General features: G+C 72.7%; 12 protein-coding genes. 7 read left to right on the top strand and 5 right to left on the bottom strand.

Features of this window, described 5'->3' with window-relative positions; translation table 11 throughout:
* Positions 1 to 29 precede the first annotated feature (29 nt).
* The 5 genes from glf (at position 30) to EDD33_RS11965 (ending at position 8,267) form a co-directional block, all read left to right on the top strand.
* Positions 30 to 1,214: a UDP-galactopyranose mutase gene (glf, locus tag EDD33_RS11985; RefSeq protein WP_123391111.1), complete on the top strand. Its 1,185-nt coding sequence runs from the start codon at positions 30 to 32 to the stop codon at positions 1,212 to 1,214.
* Positions 1,207 to 3,237 carry a glycosyltransferase gene (locus EDD33_RS11980; protein ID WP_123391109.1) on the top strand — a complete coding sequence of 677 codons (2,031 nt, stop codon included), beginning with the start codon at positions 1,207 to 1,209 and terminating at the stop codon, positions 3,235 to 3,237. The genes glf and EDD33_RS11980 overlap by 8 nt, the downstream gene beginning before the upstream one ends.
* Positions 3,237 to 4,250, top strand: coding sequence for an ABC transporter permease (locus EDD33_RS11975; protein ID WP_123391107.1), 1,014 nt, complete (start codon positions 3,237 to 3,239; stop codon positions 4,248 to 4,250). The genes EDD33_RS11980 and EDD33_RS11975 overlap by 1 nt, the downstream gene beginning before the upstream one ends.
* Complete coding sequence (locus EDD33_RS11970) at positions 4,250 to 5,038, top strand: ABC transporter ATP-binding protein (protein WP_123391105.1); 789 nt, start codon at positions 4,250 to 4,252, stop codon at positions 5,036 to 5,038. Before EDD33_RS11975 ends, EDD33_RS11970 begins: the two co-directional genes overlap by 1 nt.
* A gap of 154 nt (positions 5,039 to 5,192) precedes the next feature.
* Positions 5,193 to 8,267 (top strand): FG-GAP-like repeat-containing protein, encoded by a 3,075-nt coding sequence (locus EDD33_RS11965; protein WP_123391103.1) that lies wholly within the window; start codon positions 5,193 to 5,195, stop codon positions 8,265 to 8,267.
* A 62-nt stretch (positions 8,268 to 8,329) separates the two neighbouring features.
* Here the strand turns inward: EDD33_RS11965 and EDD33_RS11960 are convergent, their stop codons facing one another.
* A complete protein-coding gene (locus EDD33_RS11960) occupies positions 8,330 to 9,094 on the bottom strand; it encodes a TIGR03089 family protein (RefSeq protein ID WP_246003488.1) in 765 nt (254 codons plus the stop codon).
* A 39-nt stretch (positions 9,095 to 9,133) separates the two neighbouring features.
* Here EDD33_RS11960 and EDD33_RS11955 point away from each other — a divergent pair, with 39 nt between their 5' ends.
* A complete protein-coding gene (locus tag EDD33_RS11955) occupies positions 9,134 to 10,231 on the top strand; it encodes a mannose-1-phosphate guanylyltransferase (protein ID WP_123391101.1) in 1,098 nt (365 codons plus the stop codon).
* A gap of 15 nt (positions 10,232 to 10,246) precedes the next feature.
* Here EDD33_RS11955 and EDD33_RS11950 read toward each other — a convergent pair whose 3' ends face one another.
* The 3 genes from EDD33_RS11950 to cofD are packed head-to-tail and all read right to left on the bottom strand — an operon-like array spanning position 10,247 to position 13,103.
* Positions 10,247 to 10,972, bottom strand: coding sequence for a DUF3105 domain-containing protein (locus tag EDD33_RS11950; protein ID WP_123391099.1), 726 nt, complete (start codon positions 10,970 to 10,972; stop codon positions 10,247 to 10,249).
* 47 nt (positions 10,973 to 11,019) lie between these two features.
* Positions 11,020 to 12,021, bottom strand: a complete 1,002-nt coding sequence (cofE, locus tag EDD33_RS11945) for a coenzyme F420-0:L-glutamate ligase (RefSeq protein WP_123391097.1) — start codon at positions 12,019 to 12,021, stop codon at positions 11,020 to 11,022.
* Positions 12,018 to 13,103 carry a 2-phospho-L-lactate transferase gene (cofD, locus tag EDD33_RS11940; protein ID WP_123391095.1) on the bottom strand — a complete coding sequence of 362 codons (1,086 nt, stop codon included), beginning with the start codon at positions 13,101 to 13,103 and terminating at the stop codon, positions 12,018 to 12,020. Before cofD ends, cofE begins: the two co-directional genes overlap by 4 nt.
* A gap of 131 nt (positions 13,104 to 13,234) precedes the next feature.
* On the opposite strand from cofD, the gene EDD33_RS11935 reads away from it, so the two are divergent.
* Positions 13,235 to 13,498, top strand: a complete 264-nt coding sequence (locus EDD33_RS11935) for a WhiB family transcriptional regulator (RefSeq protein WP_056544037.1) — start codon at positions 13,235 to 13,237, stop codon at positions 13,496 to 13,498.
* A gap of 36 nt (positions 13,499 to 13,534) precedes the next feature.
* Here EDD33_RS11935 and EDD33_RS11930 read toward each other — a convergent pair whose 3' ends face one another.
* Positions 13,535 to 13,951: a metallopeptidase family protein gene (locus EDD33_RS11930; RefSeq protein WP_246003487.1), complete on the bottom strand. Its 417-nt coding sequence runs from the start codon at positions 13,949 to 13,951 to the stop codon at positions 13,535 to 13,537.
* Between the last annotated feature and the right edge of the window lie 3 nt (positions 13,952 to 13,954).

Genomic DNA, 13,954 nt, shown 5'->3' with positions numbered 1-13,954 from the left:
CCCGCCTTCCGGCCGAGGAGTACCCCCCAGTGACTGCCGAGACCACCCCTGACCTCGTCGTCGTCGGATCCGGCTTCTTCGGCCTCACCATCGCCGAGCGCTGCGCCTCCGAGCTGGGGCTGAAGGTGCTGGTCCTGGAGCGGCGTCACCACCTGGGCGGCAACGCCTACTCCGAGTTCGACGAGGAGACGGGCATCGAGGTGCACGTCTACGGCACCCACCTGTTCCACACCTCCAACAAGCGGGTGTGGGACTACGTCAACCGGTTCACCGAGTTCACCGGCTACCAGCACCGCGTCTACGCCAAGTACGAGGGCCAGGTCTACTCCTTCCCGATGAACCTCGGGCTGATCAACCAGTTCTTCGGTCGCAGCCACACCCCCGACGAGGCGCGTGCGCTGATCGCCGAGCAGGCCAGCGAGATCGACACCGCCGACGCGCAGAACCTCGAGGAGAAGGCGATCAGCCTGATCGGGCGCCCGCTCTACGAGGCCTTCGTCCGCGGCTACACCGCCAAGCAGTGGCAGACCGACCCCAAGGAGCTGAGCGCGGACATCATCACGCGCCTCCCGGTGCGCTACACCTTCGACAACCGCTACTTCAACGACGACTTCGAGGGTCTCCCGGTCGACGGCTACACCGCCTGGCTGGAGCGGATGGCCTCCCACGAGAACATCGAGGTCCGCCTCGACACCGACTTCTTCGACGTGGCCGAGGAGTTCAAGGGCAAGGTCCCGATCGTCTACACCGGTCCGGTCGACGAGTACTTCGGCAGCTCCGAGGGCCGGTTGTCCTGGCGCACCATCGACCTGGAGGCCGAGACGCTCGACGTCGACGACTTCCAGGGCACGGGCGTGGTCAACGCCAACGACGAGGGCGTGCCCTTCACGCGCACGCTGGAGTTCAAGCACCTGCACCCCGAGCGCACCTACCTGCCCGGCAAGACGATCGTGGTCCACGAGTACAGCCGCTTCGCCGAGGAGGGCGACGAGCCCTACTACCCGGTGAACACCGCCGAGGACCGGGCCAAGCTGCTGCGCTACCGCGAGCTGGCCAAGGCCGAGCCGATGGTGCTCTTCGGCGGACGCCTCGGCACCTACAAGTACCTCGACATGCACATGGCCATCGGTTCGGCGCTGTCCATGTTCGACAACAAGCTGGCGCCCCACTTCACCGACGGCGCCGCCCTGACCTCCGGAGGCGTCGATGAGTGAGACCGCCCAGATCGACGCCCAGAGCGACACCCAGCAGGACGTCCCGACGCACCGGCGGGTGCTCCAGCGCGTCGTGCTGCCGACCTCGCGCGACACCGACGTCCTCCCGCTGTACGTCGACCCGGACCGTCCCCAGCTCGACACCAACACGATCGGGATGACGGCCAAGCAGCGCGGCCGGATCCCCCCGGCGATGCCCAACGCCGAGATCCAGCCCGACCCCCACGCCGTCACCGGGCGTCGCAGCTACCGCGTCGAGGCCAACGACCGGGTCTCCTTCGGCACCTACTTCAACGCCTTCCCGGCCAGCTACTGGCGTCGGTGGACCCTCGTGGACACCGTCCGCCTCGAGGTGACCGTCACCGGCGCCGGGTCGCGCGTGACGGTCTACCGCTCGATGCCCGACGGCCGCGCCCAGCGCGTGGAGGACCAGCAGACGACGGGGGAGGGCGCCCAGAGCTTCACCTTCGACCTGTCGCTGGCCACCTTCGCCGACGGCGGGTGGTACTGGTTCGACCTGATCGCGGGCGACCACGGGGTGCACCTCGACGAGGCCGCGTGGACCGCCGAGGTCCCGGCCGACCGGGTCGAGCCCGGCACCGTGACCATCGGCATCACCACGATGAACCGCCCCGAGTTCTGCGCCGACCTGCTTCGCCAGATCGGGGAGGACGACGACGTCCGCCAGGTCCTCGACGAGGTCGTGCTGGCCGAGCAGGGCTCGGACAAGGTCGCCGACCACGCCGCGTACCCGGCCGCCGCCGAGGCGCTGGGCGACCGGCTGCGCATCATCGAGCAGGGCAACCTCGGCGGTTCGGGCGGCTACGCGCGCGCCCAGCTGGAGACGCTCGAGGCCGGCCGGTCGACCTACATGATGTGCATGGACGACGACGTCGTCTGCGAGCCCGAGAGCATCGTCCGGGCCGTCACCTTCGGTGACCTGTGCCGCCGCCCGACCATCGTCGGCGGCCACATGTTCAGCCTCTACGCCAAGTCGCGGCTGCACAGCTTCGGCGAGATCGTGCAGCGCTACCGGTTCTGGTGGCAGTCGCCGCAGTCGGTCAACACCGACTGGGACTTCGGCGAGCGCAACCTGCGCTCGAGCCGGTGGCTGCACCGCCGCGTCGACGTGGACTTCAACGGCTGGTTCATGTGCCTGATCCCGACCCACGTGCTGCGCGAGATCGGCCTCAGCCTGCCGCTGTTCATCAAGTGGGACGACTCCGAGTACGGCCTGCGCGCCCAGCAGGCCGGCTACCCGACGGTGACCCTGCCGGGTGCCGCGGTCTGGCACGTGCCGTGGACCGACAAGAACGACGCGGTGGACTGGCAGTCCTACTTCCACCAGCGCAACCGGTTCGTCGCGGCGCTGATCCACTCGCCCTACGAGCGGGGCGGCCGGATGGTGCTCGAGAGCTTCAACCACCAGGTCAAGCACCTCTTCGCCCTCGAGTACTCCACGGCCGAGCTGCGCCACAAGGCGCTCGAGGACCTGCTGGCCGGTCCCGACCGGCTCCACGAGGACCTCGGCACCAAGCTGCCCGAGCTGCGCGCGATGCGGGCGGCGTACGCCGACGCCCGGACCTCCCCGGACCCGGAGGCCTTCCCCGAGGAGCGCCGGGCCAAGCCGCCCAAGCGGGGCCAGGACCCGACCCAGGCCAAGGGCCGGGTCGGCTTCTACCTCTCCGCGCTGACCAGCGCCGTGCGCCAGACCCGCCCCAAGCGGCCCCTCTCGGACTCCTACCCCGAGGCCCGCCTCGCGGCGATGGACGCCCGGTGGTGGATCGTGTCCCAGTTCGACTCGGTCGTGGTCTCCATGCCCGACGGTGGCAGTGCCGCGTGGCGCCACCGCGACCCCGAGGAGTTCCGCGACCTGCTGCGGCGCACCGTCGACATCCACCAGCAGCTGCACCGGGAGTGGCCGCGCCTGGCTGCTCTCTACCGCGACCAGCTCGGCGAGATCACCTCGCCGGAGCGCTGGTCCACGACGTTCCACGGCGGCCAGGGCGGCGGAGCAGACTGATGAAGCCCGCGGACAGGCGGAGCGCGCCCCAGGAGACGGACGAGCGGCCCCGCAACGCCGGCCGTCGTGCCCGTCGCCTGGCCAGGAACCAGGCCGACGCGATGCCGGTGGTCGAGGCAGCCGACGCACCCCGCACGACGCGCAGGGTCGAGGCCGAGCTCCAGGCCCCGGCGCCACGAGGCGGTCTGGTCGAGGTCTTCCAGCAGCCCTACCTGCTGCGGCTGATCGTGCGGCGTCAGCTGGCCCAGATGTACAGCGCCTCGCTGCTGGGCCTGCTGTGGTCCTACGTGCAGCCGGCGATGCGGTTCTCGGTCTACTACGTGGTGATGGGCTACATCCTGGTGCTGCACCAGGGGTTCCCCTACTTCGCCGTCCACCTCTTCACCGGCATGGTGGTGGTCCACTACTTCGGCGAGACCTGGAACGGCGGCACCCGCTCGATCTGGCAGAACCAGGCGCTGGTGAAGAAGATGCGGATGCCGCGCGAGGTCTTCCCCGTCTCGGCGATGGTGGTCGCGGCGTACCACACGTTCCCGCAGGTGCTCGTGCTGGTGGTCTGCTGCCTGTTCATCGGCTGGAGCATCACCTGGACGTCGTTGGCCGCGCTCGTGCTGGGGCTCTCGATCCTGGTGACCTTCTCCGCGGCCCTGGCGATCTTCTTCTCGGCCGTGAACGTCTTCTACCGCGACTTCCAGAACATCGTCGGCACGATCATGCAGTTCATGCACTTCCTGGTGCCGATGATCTACCCCTTCGAGCGGATCTACGCCGCGCACCTCGACCACCCGGTGCTCTACCAGATCTACGTCGCCAACCCGGTCGCGCAGGCGGTCATGCTGCTGCAGCGCTTCTTCTGGTACCCCCTGGTCGAGGATCCCTCCTCGATCGGCCAGGCCTTCCCGCCGGACATGTTCGTCCGCGGTTCGATCACCCTGGTCATCAGCCTCGTCCTGCTCGCCGGCGCCCAGCGGTTCTTCTCGCGCGTCGAGGGCAAGTTCCCGGAGCGTCTGTGATGAGCGTGTCCATCGAGGTCGACGGCGTCAGCAAGCACTTCACGATGCAGTACCACCGCACGTTGAAGGACATGGCGGTCGCGACCGCGCGGCGGCTGCCGCTGACCGAGACGTTCAAGGCGGTCGACGACGTGTCGTTCACTGTCGAGCAGGGGGAGTCCATCGGTCTGATGGGCCTCAACGGCTCCGGCAAGAGCACCCTGCTCAAGGTGCTCAACGGCGTGATGCGCCCCGACGAGGGGACCGTGCTGACGCGCGGCCGGATCGCCGGCCTGATCGCCACCGGGGCGGGCTTCCACCCCCAGCTCACCGGCCGGGAGAACCTCTACCTCAACGGCGCGATCCTCGGGATGACCGAGAAGGAGATCGACAGCCGCTTCGACGAGATCGTGGAGTTCGCCGACATCGGCAAGTTCCTGGAGACCCCGGTCTCGCACTACTCCTCGGGCATGTACGCCCGGCTCGGCTTCTCCATCGCGGTGCACGTCGACGCCGACATCTTCCTGGCCGACGAGGTCCTGGCGGTGGGGGACCGGCCCTTCAAGAAGAAGTGCATGCAGAAGATGCAGGAGATCCGCCGTCAGGGGACCACGATCTTCTACGTCAGCCACGCGACGGCATCGGTGCGTGCCATGTGCGACCGCGTGCTGGTCCTGGAGAAGGGCCGGCTCACCTTCGACGGCGAGGTCGACGCCGGCATCCGCCACCTGCACGACGACGAGCCGGCGGTCGTCCCCGGACAGACCTCCGAGGAGGCCGTCGACGCCGAGCTCGGCTCCGACGTCTGAGTCGATATGCGATCGTTAATGACACCTCTGTCATTAGCTGCTGACAATTAAATACAGGTTTGTAATTCGGGCAAATTGGTTGCGGCAACATATGTAACTGGTGTGAAACTTGGTACTCGTGTGAATTCCCTTTCCTTCACGTGGAGTACTCCTGATGCGTTCGCGCCGCACCCGCTACGTCACCGTGTGCCAACAGAGCCTGGTGACGGCCGCGGTCCTCGTCGTCGCCGTCTCGGCGGCCGGCGTGCGCACCCTGGACATCGTCCCCGCGCCCGGATCGGCCCCCGGAGCCCTCGGCCCGCAGGCCGCAGGGGCACCGGCCCTGGACGACGCGACCGTGCTGCGCGAGCGTGAGCGGCGAGCGACCACGCCGACCCGGACGGCCGCGGCACCCGAGCCGGAGCCCGCCACGGTCGACACGGCCCCGGTCACGCCGAAGGTCCGCGAGGTCGCCGTCACCGGCGTCGAGGGGCCGGGCGGCGGCCGTGCGGCCGCACCCGCGGAGCAGGACGAGCCCGAGGCGTCCCCGGTGCCGGAGAGGACCGAGAAGGCCGAGAGGGCCGAGGCCCCCGCGCCCACGCGGCTCGTGGCCCGGTCCGAGGCGCAGCCCGTCAAGGGCTACGCCACCGTCGGCATGACCTGGAAGGCCGGCCGCGAGTACGACGAGGACGAGATCGCGGTCCAGGTCCGCACCCAGGACGACGGCCGGTGGTCGGACTGGAGCACCGCCGAGTACCACGACGAGCACGCCCCCGAGCCGGCCGAGGCCCGGGCCGCCGCCGCACGCGCCGAGCGCCCCGGCACCGACGCCGTCGTGGTCGGCGACGTCGACGCCGTGCAGGCGCGGACGCTGACCAGCGACGGCACCACCCCGCCCGACCTCGAGCTGGCCGTCATCGACCCCGGTGCGGGCAGCACCGACGTGCAGGAGCCGGCGCTCGACACCTCGACCATGCCGGCCCCCGCCGCCCGGGAAGGGCAGGACGAGGCCCCGGCCCGCGAGGAGCAGGCGGACGAGCAGGCCACGACGTCGAGCGCGACCGCGTCGCTGAGCGCGATGCGGGTCGCCCCCAAGCCGCAGATCTTCTCCCGCTCCCAGTGGGGCGCCAACGAGCGGCTCCGCGGGTCCGCGCCGAGCTACGGCACCGTGAAGACCGGGTTCATCCACCACACGGTCAACGCCAACAGCTACTCCGAGGCCGACGTCCCGAGCCTGCTGCGCGGCATCTACGCCTACCACACGCAGTCGCGGGGCTGGAGCGACCTCGGCTACAACTTCCTGGTCGACCGCTTCGGCCGGATCTGGGAGGGCCGGTACGGCGGCGTCGACAAGGCCGTCGTCGGGGCCCACACCCTGGGCTACAACGAGGCCTCGTTCGCGATGTCGGCGATCGGCAACTACGACGTCGCCCAGCCGTCCCAGGCCGTGGTCAACGCCTACGCGGCCCTGTTCGCCTGGAAGCTGTCGCTCCACGACGTCCGGGCCGACGCGACCCGGCTCTACGTGAAGAACAAGTACTTCCAGGGCATCAACGGCCACCGCGACGCCGGCTCCACGGCCTGCCCCGGCCGCTACCTCTACGCCAAGCTGCCCGCGATCCGCACGGCCGCCGCCCGCATCCAGGCCGGTGCCGCGGCCCCGGCTCCGGCGCCGAGCCCCACCCCGGCCCCGTCGACCGGCTTCACCTCGCCCACCCAGACCCCGCGCCCGGCGCAGCCGCAGCCCTCCGACGTCGCCCTCACCCGCCACCCCAACCTGGTCGGGTCCAGCGAGCTCGACGTGGTGCTGCGGCAGCAGGGCACCGGCGCGGTGCGGATCCTGCCGACCGAGGGCCAGACCGGCCTCGGAGCGCCCGTCAGCACCGCCGTGAGCTGGAGCGGCAAGGTCGACCTGCTCGCCGCCGTCGGCGACGTGACCGGGGACGGTCGCGGCGACATCGTCGCGCGGGCGGTGCGCGGCTCGCTGCTCCGCGTCTACCGCGGTGACGGACTGGGTCACGTGGACCCGGTGGGCATCGCGAGCACGGCGTCCTTCGCCGGGGCCGACCTCGTGGTCGGGGCCGGTGACTGGAACCGGGACGGTCGCAACGACCTGCTGGTCCGGATGCGCAGCAACGGCGCCCTCTACCTCGCCAAGGGCCTGGGCTCCGGACGCTTCGGCGCTCCGACGCTGCTCGGGACCGGCTGGCGCGGCGCCACCTCGATCGCCCCCGGCGGCGACCTGAACGGCGACGGGCGACCCGACCTGGTCGCGGTCCGCTCCGGCGTGCTCCACCTCGTCCCCGGGACCAGCACCGGCCGCCTCGGCAGCTGGGTGCGCACCGCCACCGTCGGGTCGCGCTACGACGCGGTCGTCGGCGGCGCGGCCGACCTGTCGGGCGACAGTCGCGGCGACCTCTACGCCCGCAGCAGCTCGGGTGCGGTCTCGGTCCTCACCGGGGACGGACGCGGCGGCCTCGGGGCCACCCTGGGGTCCTTCCCGGGCGGCGCGGGCCTGGCGCACCTCTCCAGCGGCTCGATGACCGGGTCGAAGCAGCCCGACCTCGTCGGCCTCGCCGGCGGTGGCACCCGCGTGGTCGTCGTGCCGCACAACGGCAAGCGCAACACCAGCGCCGCCGTCGCCACCAACGTCACCCTCCCGGGCGCCAGCCAGGTCTTCGCGGCCGGCGACTGGAACCGCGACGGCCGGGGCGACCTCGTCACCCGGCAGTACGCCGGCGACGTGCTCAAGCTGCGCACCGGTCTGGGCAACGGCCGGTTCGCGACGCCGGTGCGGATGAGCAGCGGCTGGAAGACGTTCACCTCGCTCGCGGCGGTGGGCGACGTGACCGGCGACGGCCGTCCGGACCTGCTCGGGCGCACCGCGACGGGCAGGCCGACGATCTTCCCCGGCAACGGTCGGACCGGGTTCCAGGCACCGGTCCTGGCGCCGTCGTCGATGCGGACCTTCAACCAGGTCGGCAGCGGGTCGTTCCGGCCGGGCTCGATGCCCGGCAGCACGTTCGTCAGCCCCGACGGCTCGTTCGTGCCCTTCGTGGGTGCGGCCGGCACCGCCGTCAAGGGCTACACCTGGACGGTCGGTCCGGGTGACGTCGACGGCGACGGCCGGCCCGACCTCGTGGCCAGGGACGCGGCCGGTCTGGTGTGGCTGCTGCCCGGCACCGCGACCGGGCTCGGCGCCCGGCGCTTCCTGGGCAGCGGCTTCAGCAGCTACGACCTCGGCGGCTGAGCCCCGGGCCGGTCGGCCCGGGGTGTTCAGTCGGCCCGGTGTGCTCAGTCGGCCCGGTGTGCTCAGTCGGCCCGGTCGGCTCGGCGTACGACGTCGGCACGCTCCTGCTCGGCCCGGCGGTCCCAGCTCGCCGGGTCGGCGTGGCGCACCAGGACCACCGAGCCGCCCTGGAGCAGCGGGGACAGCAGGTCGGCGACGAGGTGGCCGGGCTCGAGCGGGTGGTGGTCGGTGAGCAGCCGGCCGGTGCCCGGGAGCGGTTGTGCCCGCGCGGAGGCCAGCAGCTCCCCCTGGCTGCGCGAGCCGTCGGGCCCGGCCCACGCCGGGTCGTCGGGCCCGACCGGCTCGGGTGCCACGAGCACGTCGCTCTGTCCGGGCCAGGCGCTGCCGTGGTCGACGACGCCCGGCGGGAGGGCGGTGGGGAACCGCGTCGCGAAGGGGTGCAGCGAGCACGCGAGCACCTGCGGTCCGCCCGGGGCGGCGGTGTGGGCCGGCAGCGCGTCGGGGCCGCAGACCACGACCCGGTGGGGCACCGTCGGGTCGGTGGTGACGGCGACGCCGACCGACCAGGCCGCACCGAGGAACACCGGCACCAGCCAGTGGCCCGGGAGGTCGAGCAGCACGACGTCGCCCGGCTCGAGGTCGAGCTCCTCGAGCAGCAGGTTGGCGTTCTTGGAGACCCAGTTGGCGTAGGTGACCACCGACAGCTCGGTGCGCTCGCCGGTGGCGTCGTCGTAGTAGGTCACCAGCGGGCGGCCGGGGTCCTCCCGCAGCAGCCGGGCGAGCAGGGCCGGGAACGTGGGGGAGGCGATCGGTGCGGTGGCGTTCACGCACCTCACGCTAGTGGTCCGCGTGGGAGACTCACCGCCGTGACCGCTCCCGCCGCCGGTGCCCGCCCCGTCCTCGAGCGCCTGTGGGCGGTGGTCCCCGCCGGGGGTGCCGGCACCCGGCTGTGGCCGCTGTCGCGGGCCGCGCATCCCAAGTTCCTGCTCGACCTGACCGGCTCGGGCCGCACCCTGCTGCAGGGCACGGTCGACCGGCTGCAGCCGCTGGTGGGCCCGCGCGTGGTGGTGGTGACCGGTGCGGTCCACGAGCGCGCCGTACGCCGACAGCTGCCGGCCGTCGACCGGGTCCTGGCCGAGCCGTCGCCGCGCGACTCGATGGCCGCGATCGGCTGGGCCGCCGCGGTGCTGGAGCGCGAGGACCCGGACGCCCTGCTCGGCTCGTTCGCGGCCGACCACGTGATCTGGGAGGACGAGGCGTTCCGCCGCTGCGTCGAGGAGGCGGCGCAGGTCGCCGACACCGGACTGCTCGTGACGATCGGCATCGAGCCCACCGAGCCCGCCACCGGCTTCGGTTACGTCCGCGGCGGGGCGGCGCTCGACGGCTTCGCCACGGCCCGCGAGGTCGAGGAGTTCGTGGAGAAGCCCGACCGCGAGCGCGCGACCGAGTACGTCGCCTCGGGGCGCTACCGCTGGAACGCCGGCATGTTCTTGTGCCGCGCGGGCGTGCTGCTCGACCTGCTGGCCGAGGAGCACCCCGGGCTGGCGGCCTCGCTGCGCTCGATCGCGGCCGAGCCCGAGAGCCTGGAGCGGCGCTGGCCCGGCCTGACCCGCATCGCCATCGACCACGCCGTCGCCGAGCCCGCGGCCGCGGCCGGCCGGGTCGCGATGGTGCCCGGACCGTTCGCGTGGGAGGACCTGGGCGACTTCGCCGCGCTGGGGGCGATGCGGCCCCGGGGCAACCCCGGCGTGCACGTCCTCGGCGACGCGGCGCTGGTGCAGGCGCCCGGCAGCACCGGCCTCGTCGTGCCCGCGGGCGGACGCACGGTCGCGGTCGTCGGGCTCGAGGACGTGGTGGTCGTCGACACCGGCGACGCGGTGCTGGTGACGACGTACGCCCACGCGCAGCAGGTCAAGGACGTCGTGGACACCCTCAAGCGCGAGGGCCGCACCGACCTGACCTGACCGGTCGCTCCCGGGTCAGGGAGCGTTGGGCTCCGGCGCCGAGGTGGCGGGGTAGGTCTTCATGAACTTCCCGAGCACGGCGCCGCTCGGGGCGCCGCAGTACTGCGTCACGCCCAGCTGGTCCTCCGGACCGGTCCAGTGGGTCAGCGCGACGTGCTTGCCCTCCGGGAACCCGCCGCCGTCCTCCGCGGTCCACGGCGCCACGATGACCTTGTCGCTCTGGGCCTCGAACTTGTCCGAGATCGACCGGAGCTGGCGGTAGGCGTCGGTGTCCTTGGTGACGGTGTCGTCGTACCAGACCACGGTGTGGCCGTGCTCGAGGCTGTGGACCAGCCGCTCCTTCTCGGGGCGGTCGTCGACGGTGTAGAACGAGCGGATCTCCGAGCCCTGGAGGAAGTTGCCCCAGTGCGGGCCGGAGGCCGGCGGCGCGTCGGGGTAGTCGATGGGCTGCCCGATGGTCAGGTGCTCGTTGTTGCCCGTGGCCGCCGCCTCCGCGGGGGCGTCGCACGAGGCCTGCGCCTCGGAGACGCCGAGGTCGGCCAGGGGGGCACCGGCGGCTGCGGCCTTGTCCCGCTCGGAGCGGACGTAGGTGAACACCGCGACGCCCAGCAGCCCCACCACGACCAGGACGCAGACCCCCAGGATCGCGAAGCTGCGCATCCGCTCCTTGCGCTGCTGGGTCTTGCGCAGCTGCTCGGCGACGGCGCGACGCTCGTGGTCACGGGTGTTCTTCTTGGCCATGGTCCGCCTTCGGCTCGGGTGCTGGTCGGGTGCGGGCGGTGGTGAGTCTACGGATCGCCCGGTGAGAAGAAGACGGCGTCCCCGAGCGCGGGCGTGGCCGGACCGGTGTCGCTGAAGGGGCCCCAGCCGTGGGCCAGGCAGACCAGCCGGGCCCGCTCCAGGGCGACGACCTGGTCGCGGGTGCCGGCCCCGAGCCGCACCCGGACGGCGGGGCCGTCGGTCGCGGCGTCCAGGCCGCAGGAGGTCAGCGCCGCCGCCACCTCCTCGGCCGAGGCGGGCGCGCCGAAGCAGTCGAGGTCGCGCCCCCGCACGGCGGCTACCACGGCCTCCCGGGCGCCCAGCGCGAACATGTCCTGCGACCGCGGCCGCTGCAGCACGGCCGCGCCGGGGCCGTGCTCGCCCGCGGGGAGCACGCGGGGGGCCAGCCCACGGACCACGCTGACCGGACGACCGCCGAGCTTGCCGGTGACCAGCTCGGCGAGCCCGGCGAGCTCGTCGGCGACGGCCGGGGCGGTGACGACCAGCCGGTTGCCGTAGGCGTCGACCTCGCCGTCCATCGGCTCCAGCGGCTCCATCCCGGCGACCCCGACCGCCAGGTCGGTCTGGCCGGTGCGCCAGGCGCGGCCGGCGGTGTCGGTGACCAGCACCGCCACGTTGCGGCCGTGCCGCTCGGCGAGGTCCTCGCGCAGCCGGCGTGCCGAGCCGTCGGGGTCCTCGGGCAGCAGCACCACGGTGCCGGCCTCGGTGTTGGAGGCGTCGACCCCGGCCGCGGCCATCACCAGGCCGAGCCGGTTCTCCACGATGCGGGTCGGGCCGCGCCGCGCGACGACGCGCACCGTCTCCTGCGTCACCGCCTCCTCGCGGTCCTGGCGACGCTGCCGCCCCTCGGCCTTGGCCACCACCTTGCTCGTCACGCACACCACGTCGCCGTCGTGCAGGTCGACGCCGTCCAGCAGGTCGACGAGCACCGTGCCCCGGCGCACCTCGCCCAGGCCGTCGACCGGCCACGCGTGGAGCCCGGCACCGTGCGGTGGGGGGCGGTCGCTCACCGGCGCCCGACCTCGGCGGCCAGGTCGAGGGCCGCCGCCGCCAGGGCGGTCGTGGTGTCGTCGTCGCTCATCCACAGCGGCACGGCGCGGCACGCGAACCCGCCCGCCCGGAGCCGCTCGACCGCCTTCTCGTCGACGGTGTCGACCAGCCAGCCGTCGAGCACCCCGGTCGCGCCGTCGCTCCCGGTGGCGCCGCGGCGGCCGTAGTGCTCGGCGACACCGGCGGCCGAGACCTCCACCCCGACGACGCCGAGCAGCTGGCGGGCCATGCCGCGCACGTGGTCCTCGCCGATGATCCCGGAGACCCCGACCACCGGGGCCGGCGTGCTGGCGATCGCCTCCCGGACCCCGGGCACGCCCAGGATCGTGCCGACCGAGACCACCGGGTTGGACGGCGGCACCAGCACCACGTCGGCGCCGGCGATGGCCTCCAGGACGCCCGGGGCGGGGGAGGAGTCCTCGAGGCCGATCGGCACCACGCCGTGGGCGGGGACCTCGGCGTGGTGGCGCACCCAGTACTCCTGGAAGTGCACCGCGCGACGCTCCCCGGTGTCGGGGTCGTCGATCACGACGTGGGTCTCGACCCGGTCGTCGGTCATCGGCAGCAGCTCGACGCCCGGCTGCCAGCGTCGGCACAGCGCGGCCGTCACCGCGGAGAGCGGGTAGCCCGCGTCGAGCATCTGGGTGCGCACGAGGTGGGTGGCCAGGTCACGGTCGCCGAGGCCGAACCACGCCGGCCCCACGCCGTACGCCGCCAGCTCGTCGCGGGCGTTCCAGGTCTCCTCGCGCCGTCCCCAGCCGCGCTCGACGTCGATGCCGTCGCCGAGGGTGTACATCACGGTGTCGAGGTCGGGGCACACCTTCAGCCCGTGCAGCCACCAGTCGTCGGCGGTGTTGGCGACCACCGTCACCTCGGTCACGGTGCCGCTCTCCGCCTCCTCCCGGCGGGCCAGGTGCAGCAGGCCCTCGAGGAAGCGGGCACCGCCGACGCCCCCGGAGAGGACGGTGAGGCGGCGCGGCGCGGGGCCGGCCTCGACGGTGGAGGGGGCGTCCGGGTGGGTCGTCACGGGCGTGGAGGACATGGACCACAGTGTGTACCAGTGGGATCCACTACCACTGTTCCGCTTGACGACCCGTGCACGACAGGCATGTAATCACACCAGTGTGGTTATCAACTCGGTCCGTCAGGGCCGCAGGGTCGAAGGGGCACAAGATGCGCGAACTGTACGTGTTGGACGGCGATGGCGGCGGTGGCGAGGACCCGGGGTGGGCGGAGCGCGGACTGTGCGCGCAGACCGACCCCGAGGCCTTCTTCCCGGAGAAGGGCGGCTCGACCCGGGAGGCCAAGAAGGTCTGCCTGACCTGCGACGTGCGTCAGGAGTGCCTCGAGTACGCCCTGGCCCACGACGAGCGGTTCGGGATCTGGGGCGGCCTGTCCGAGCGCGAGCGCCGCAAGCTCAAGAAGCGTGCCGTCTGACCGCTCCGCCGGTCTGACGGCTCGACTGCGGGGGGCTCAGGCCTCGTAGTCGGGGTGCACGTCCTCGGGCGGCACCCCGAGCACCTCGGCGAGCTGCTCGACGACCACGGTGAGGACCAGTGCCTCCAGGTCGGCGAGTGTCTCGGCGCGGTGCTCCAGCGGACGGCGGAACAGCACCAGGCGCGGCGGCGCGCCGCCGCTGGCGTCGACGAACGACGCCAGCGGCACGCGCGGGTTGACCCACGAGGCGGGCAGCACCGGCGCGTCCTCGACGGCGAGCTCGACGCGCGACAGCTCGTCGTGCCACCGCTCCTCGACGTCGGCCATCACGGTGACCGCGATCCGGTCGAAGCGCTCCCGGCGGGTCAGCGCGGCCGGGACCGGCCCGCGCGGCGCCCCCGGGGCGTACGCCGGACCACGCATGCCGCGTCCGCGTCGGTCCCGTGTCGTCACGAC

Origin of the sequence: Nocardioides aurantiacus (genome assembly GCF_003752505.1) — a bacterium.
Taxonomy (GTDB): Bacteria; Actinomycetota; Actinomycetes; order Propionibacteriales; family Nocardioidaceae; genus Marmoricola; species Marmoricola aurantiacus.
This window is presented reverse-complemented; position numbering and strand designations above follow the sequence as displayed.

Bases quoted from the DNA above. Each gene is read 5' to 3' on its own strand.
- EDD33_RS11980 (WP_123391109.1), top strand. From the start codon at position 1,207: ATGAGTGAGACCGCCCAGATCGACGCCCAGAGCGACACCCAGCAGGAC.
- EDD33_RS11975 (WP_123391107.1), top strand. From the start codon at position 3,237: ATGAAGCCCGCGGACAGGCGGAGCGCGCCCCAGGAGACGGACGAGCGG.
- EDD33_RS11970 (WP_123391105.1), top strand. From the start codon at position 4,250: ATGAGCGTGTCCATCGAGGTCGACGGCGTCAGCAAGCACTTCACGATG.
- EDD33_RS11965 (WP_123391103.1), top strand. From the start codon at position 5,193: ATGCGTTCGCGCCGCACCCGCTACGTCACCGTGTGCCAACAGAGCCTG.
- EDD33_RS11950 (WP_123391099.1), bottom strand. From the start codon at position 10,972: ATGGCCAAGAAGAACACCCGTGACCACGAGCGTCGCGCCGTCGCCGAG.
- cofD (WP_123391095.1), bottom strand. From the start codon at position 13,103: ATGTCCTCCACGCCCGTGACGACCCACCCGGACGCCCCCTCCACCGTC.
- EDD33_RS11935 (WP_056544037.1), top strand. From the start codon at position 13,235: ATGCGCGAACTGTACGTGTTGGACGGCGATGGCGGCGGTGGCGAGGAC.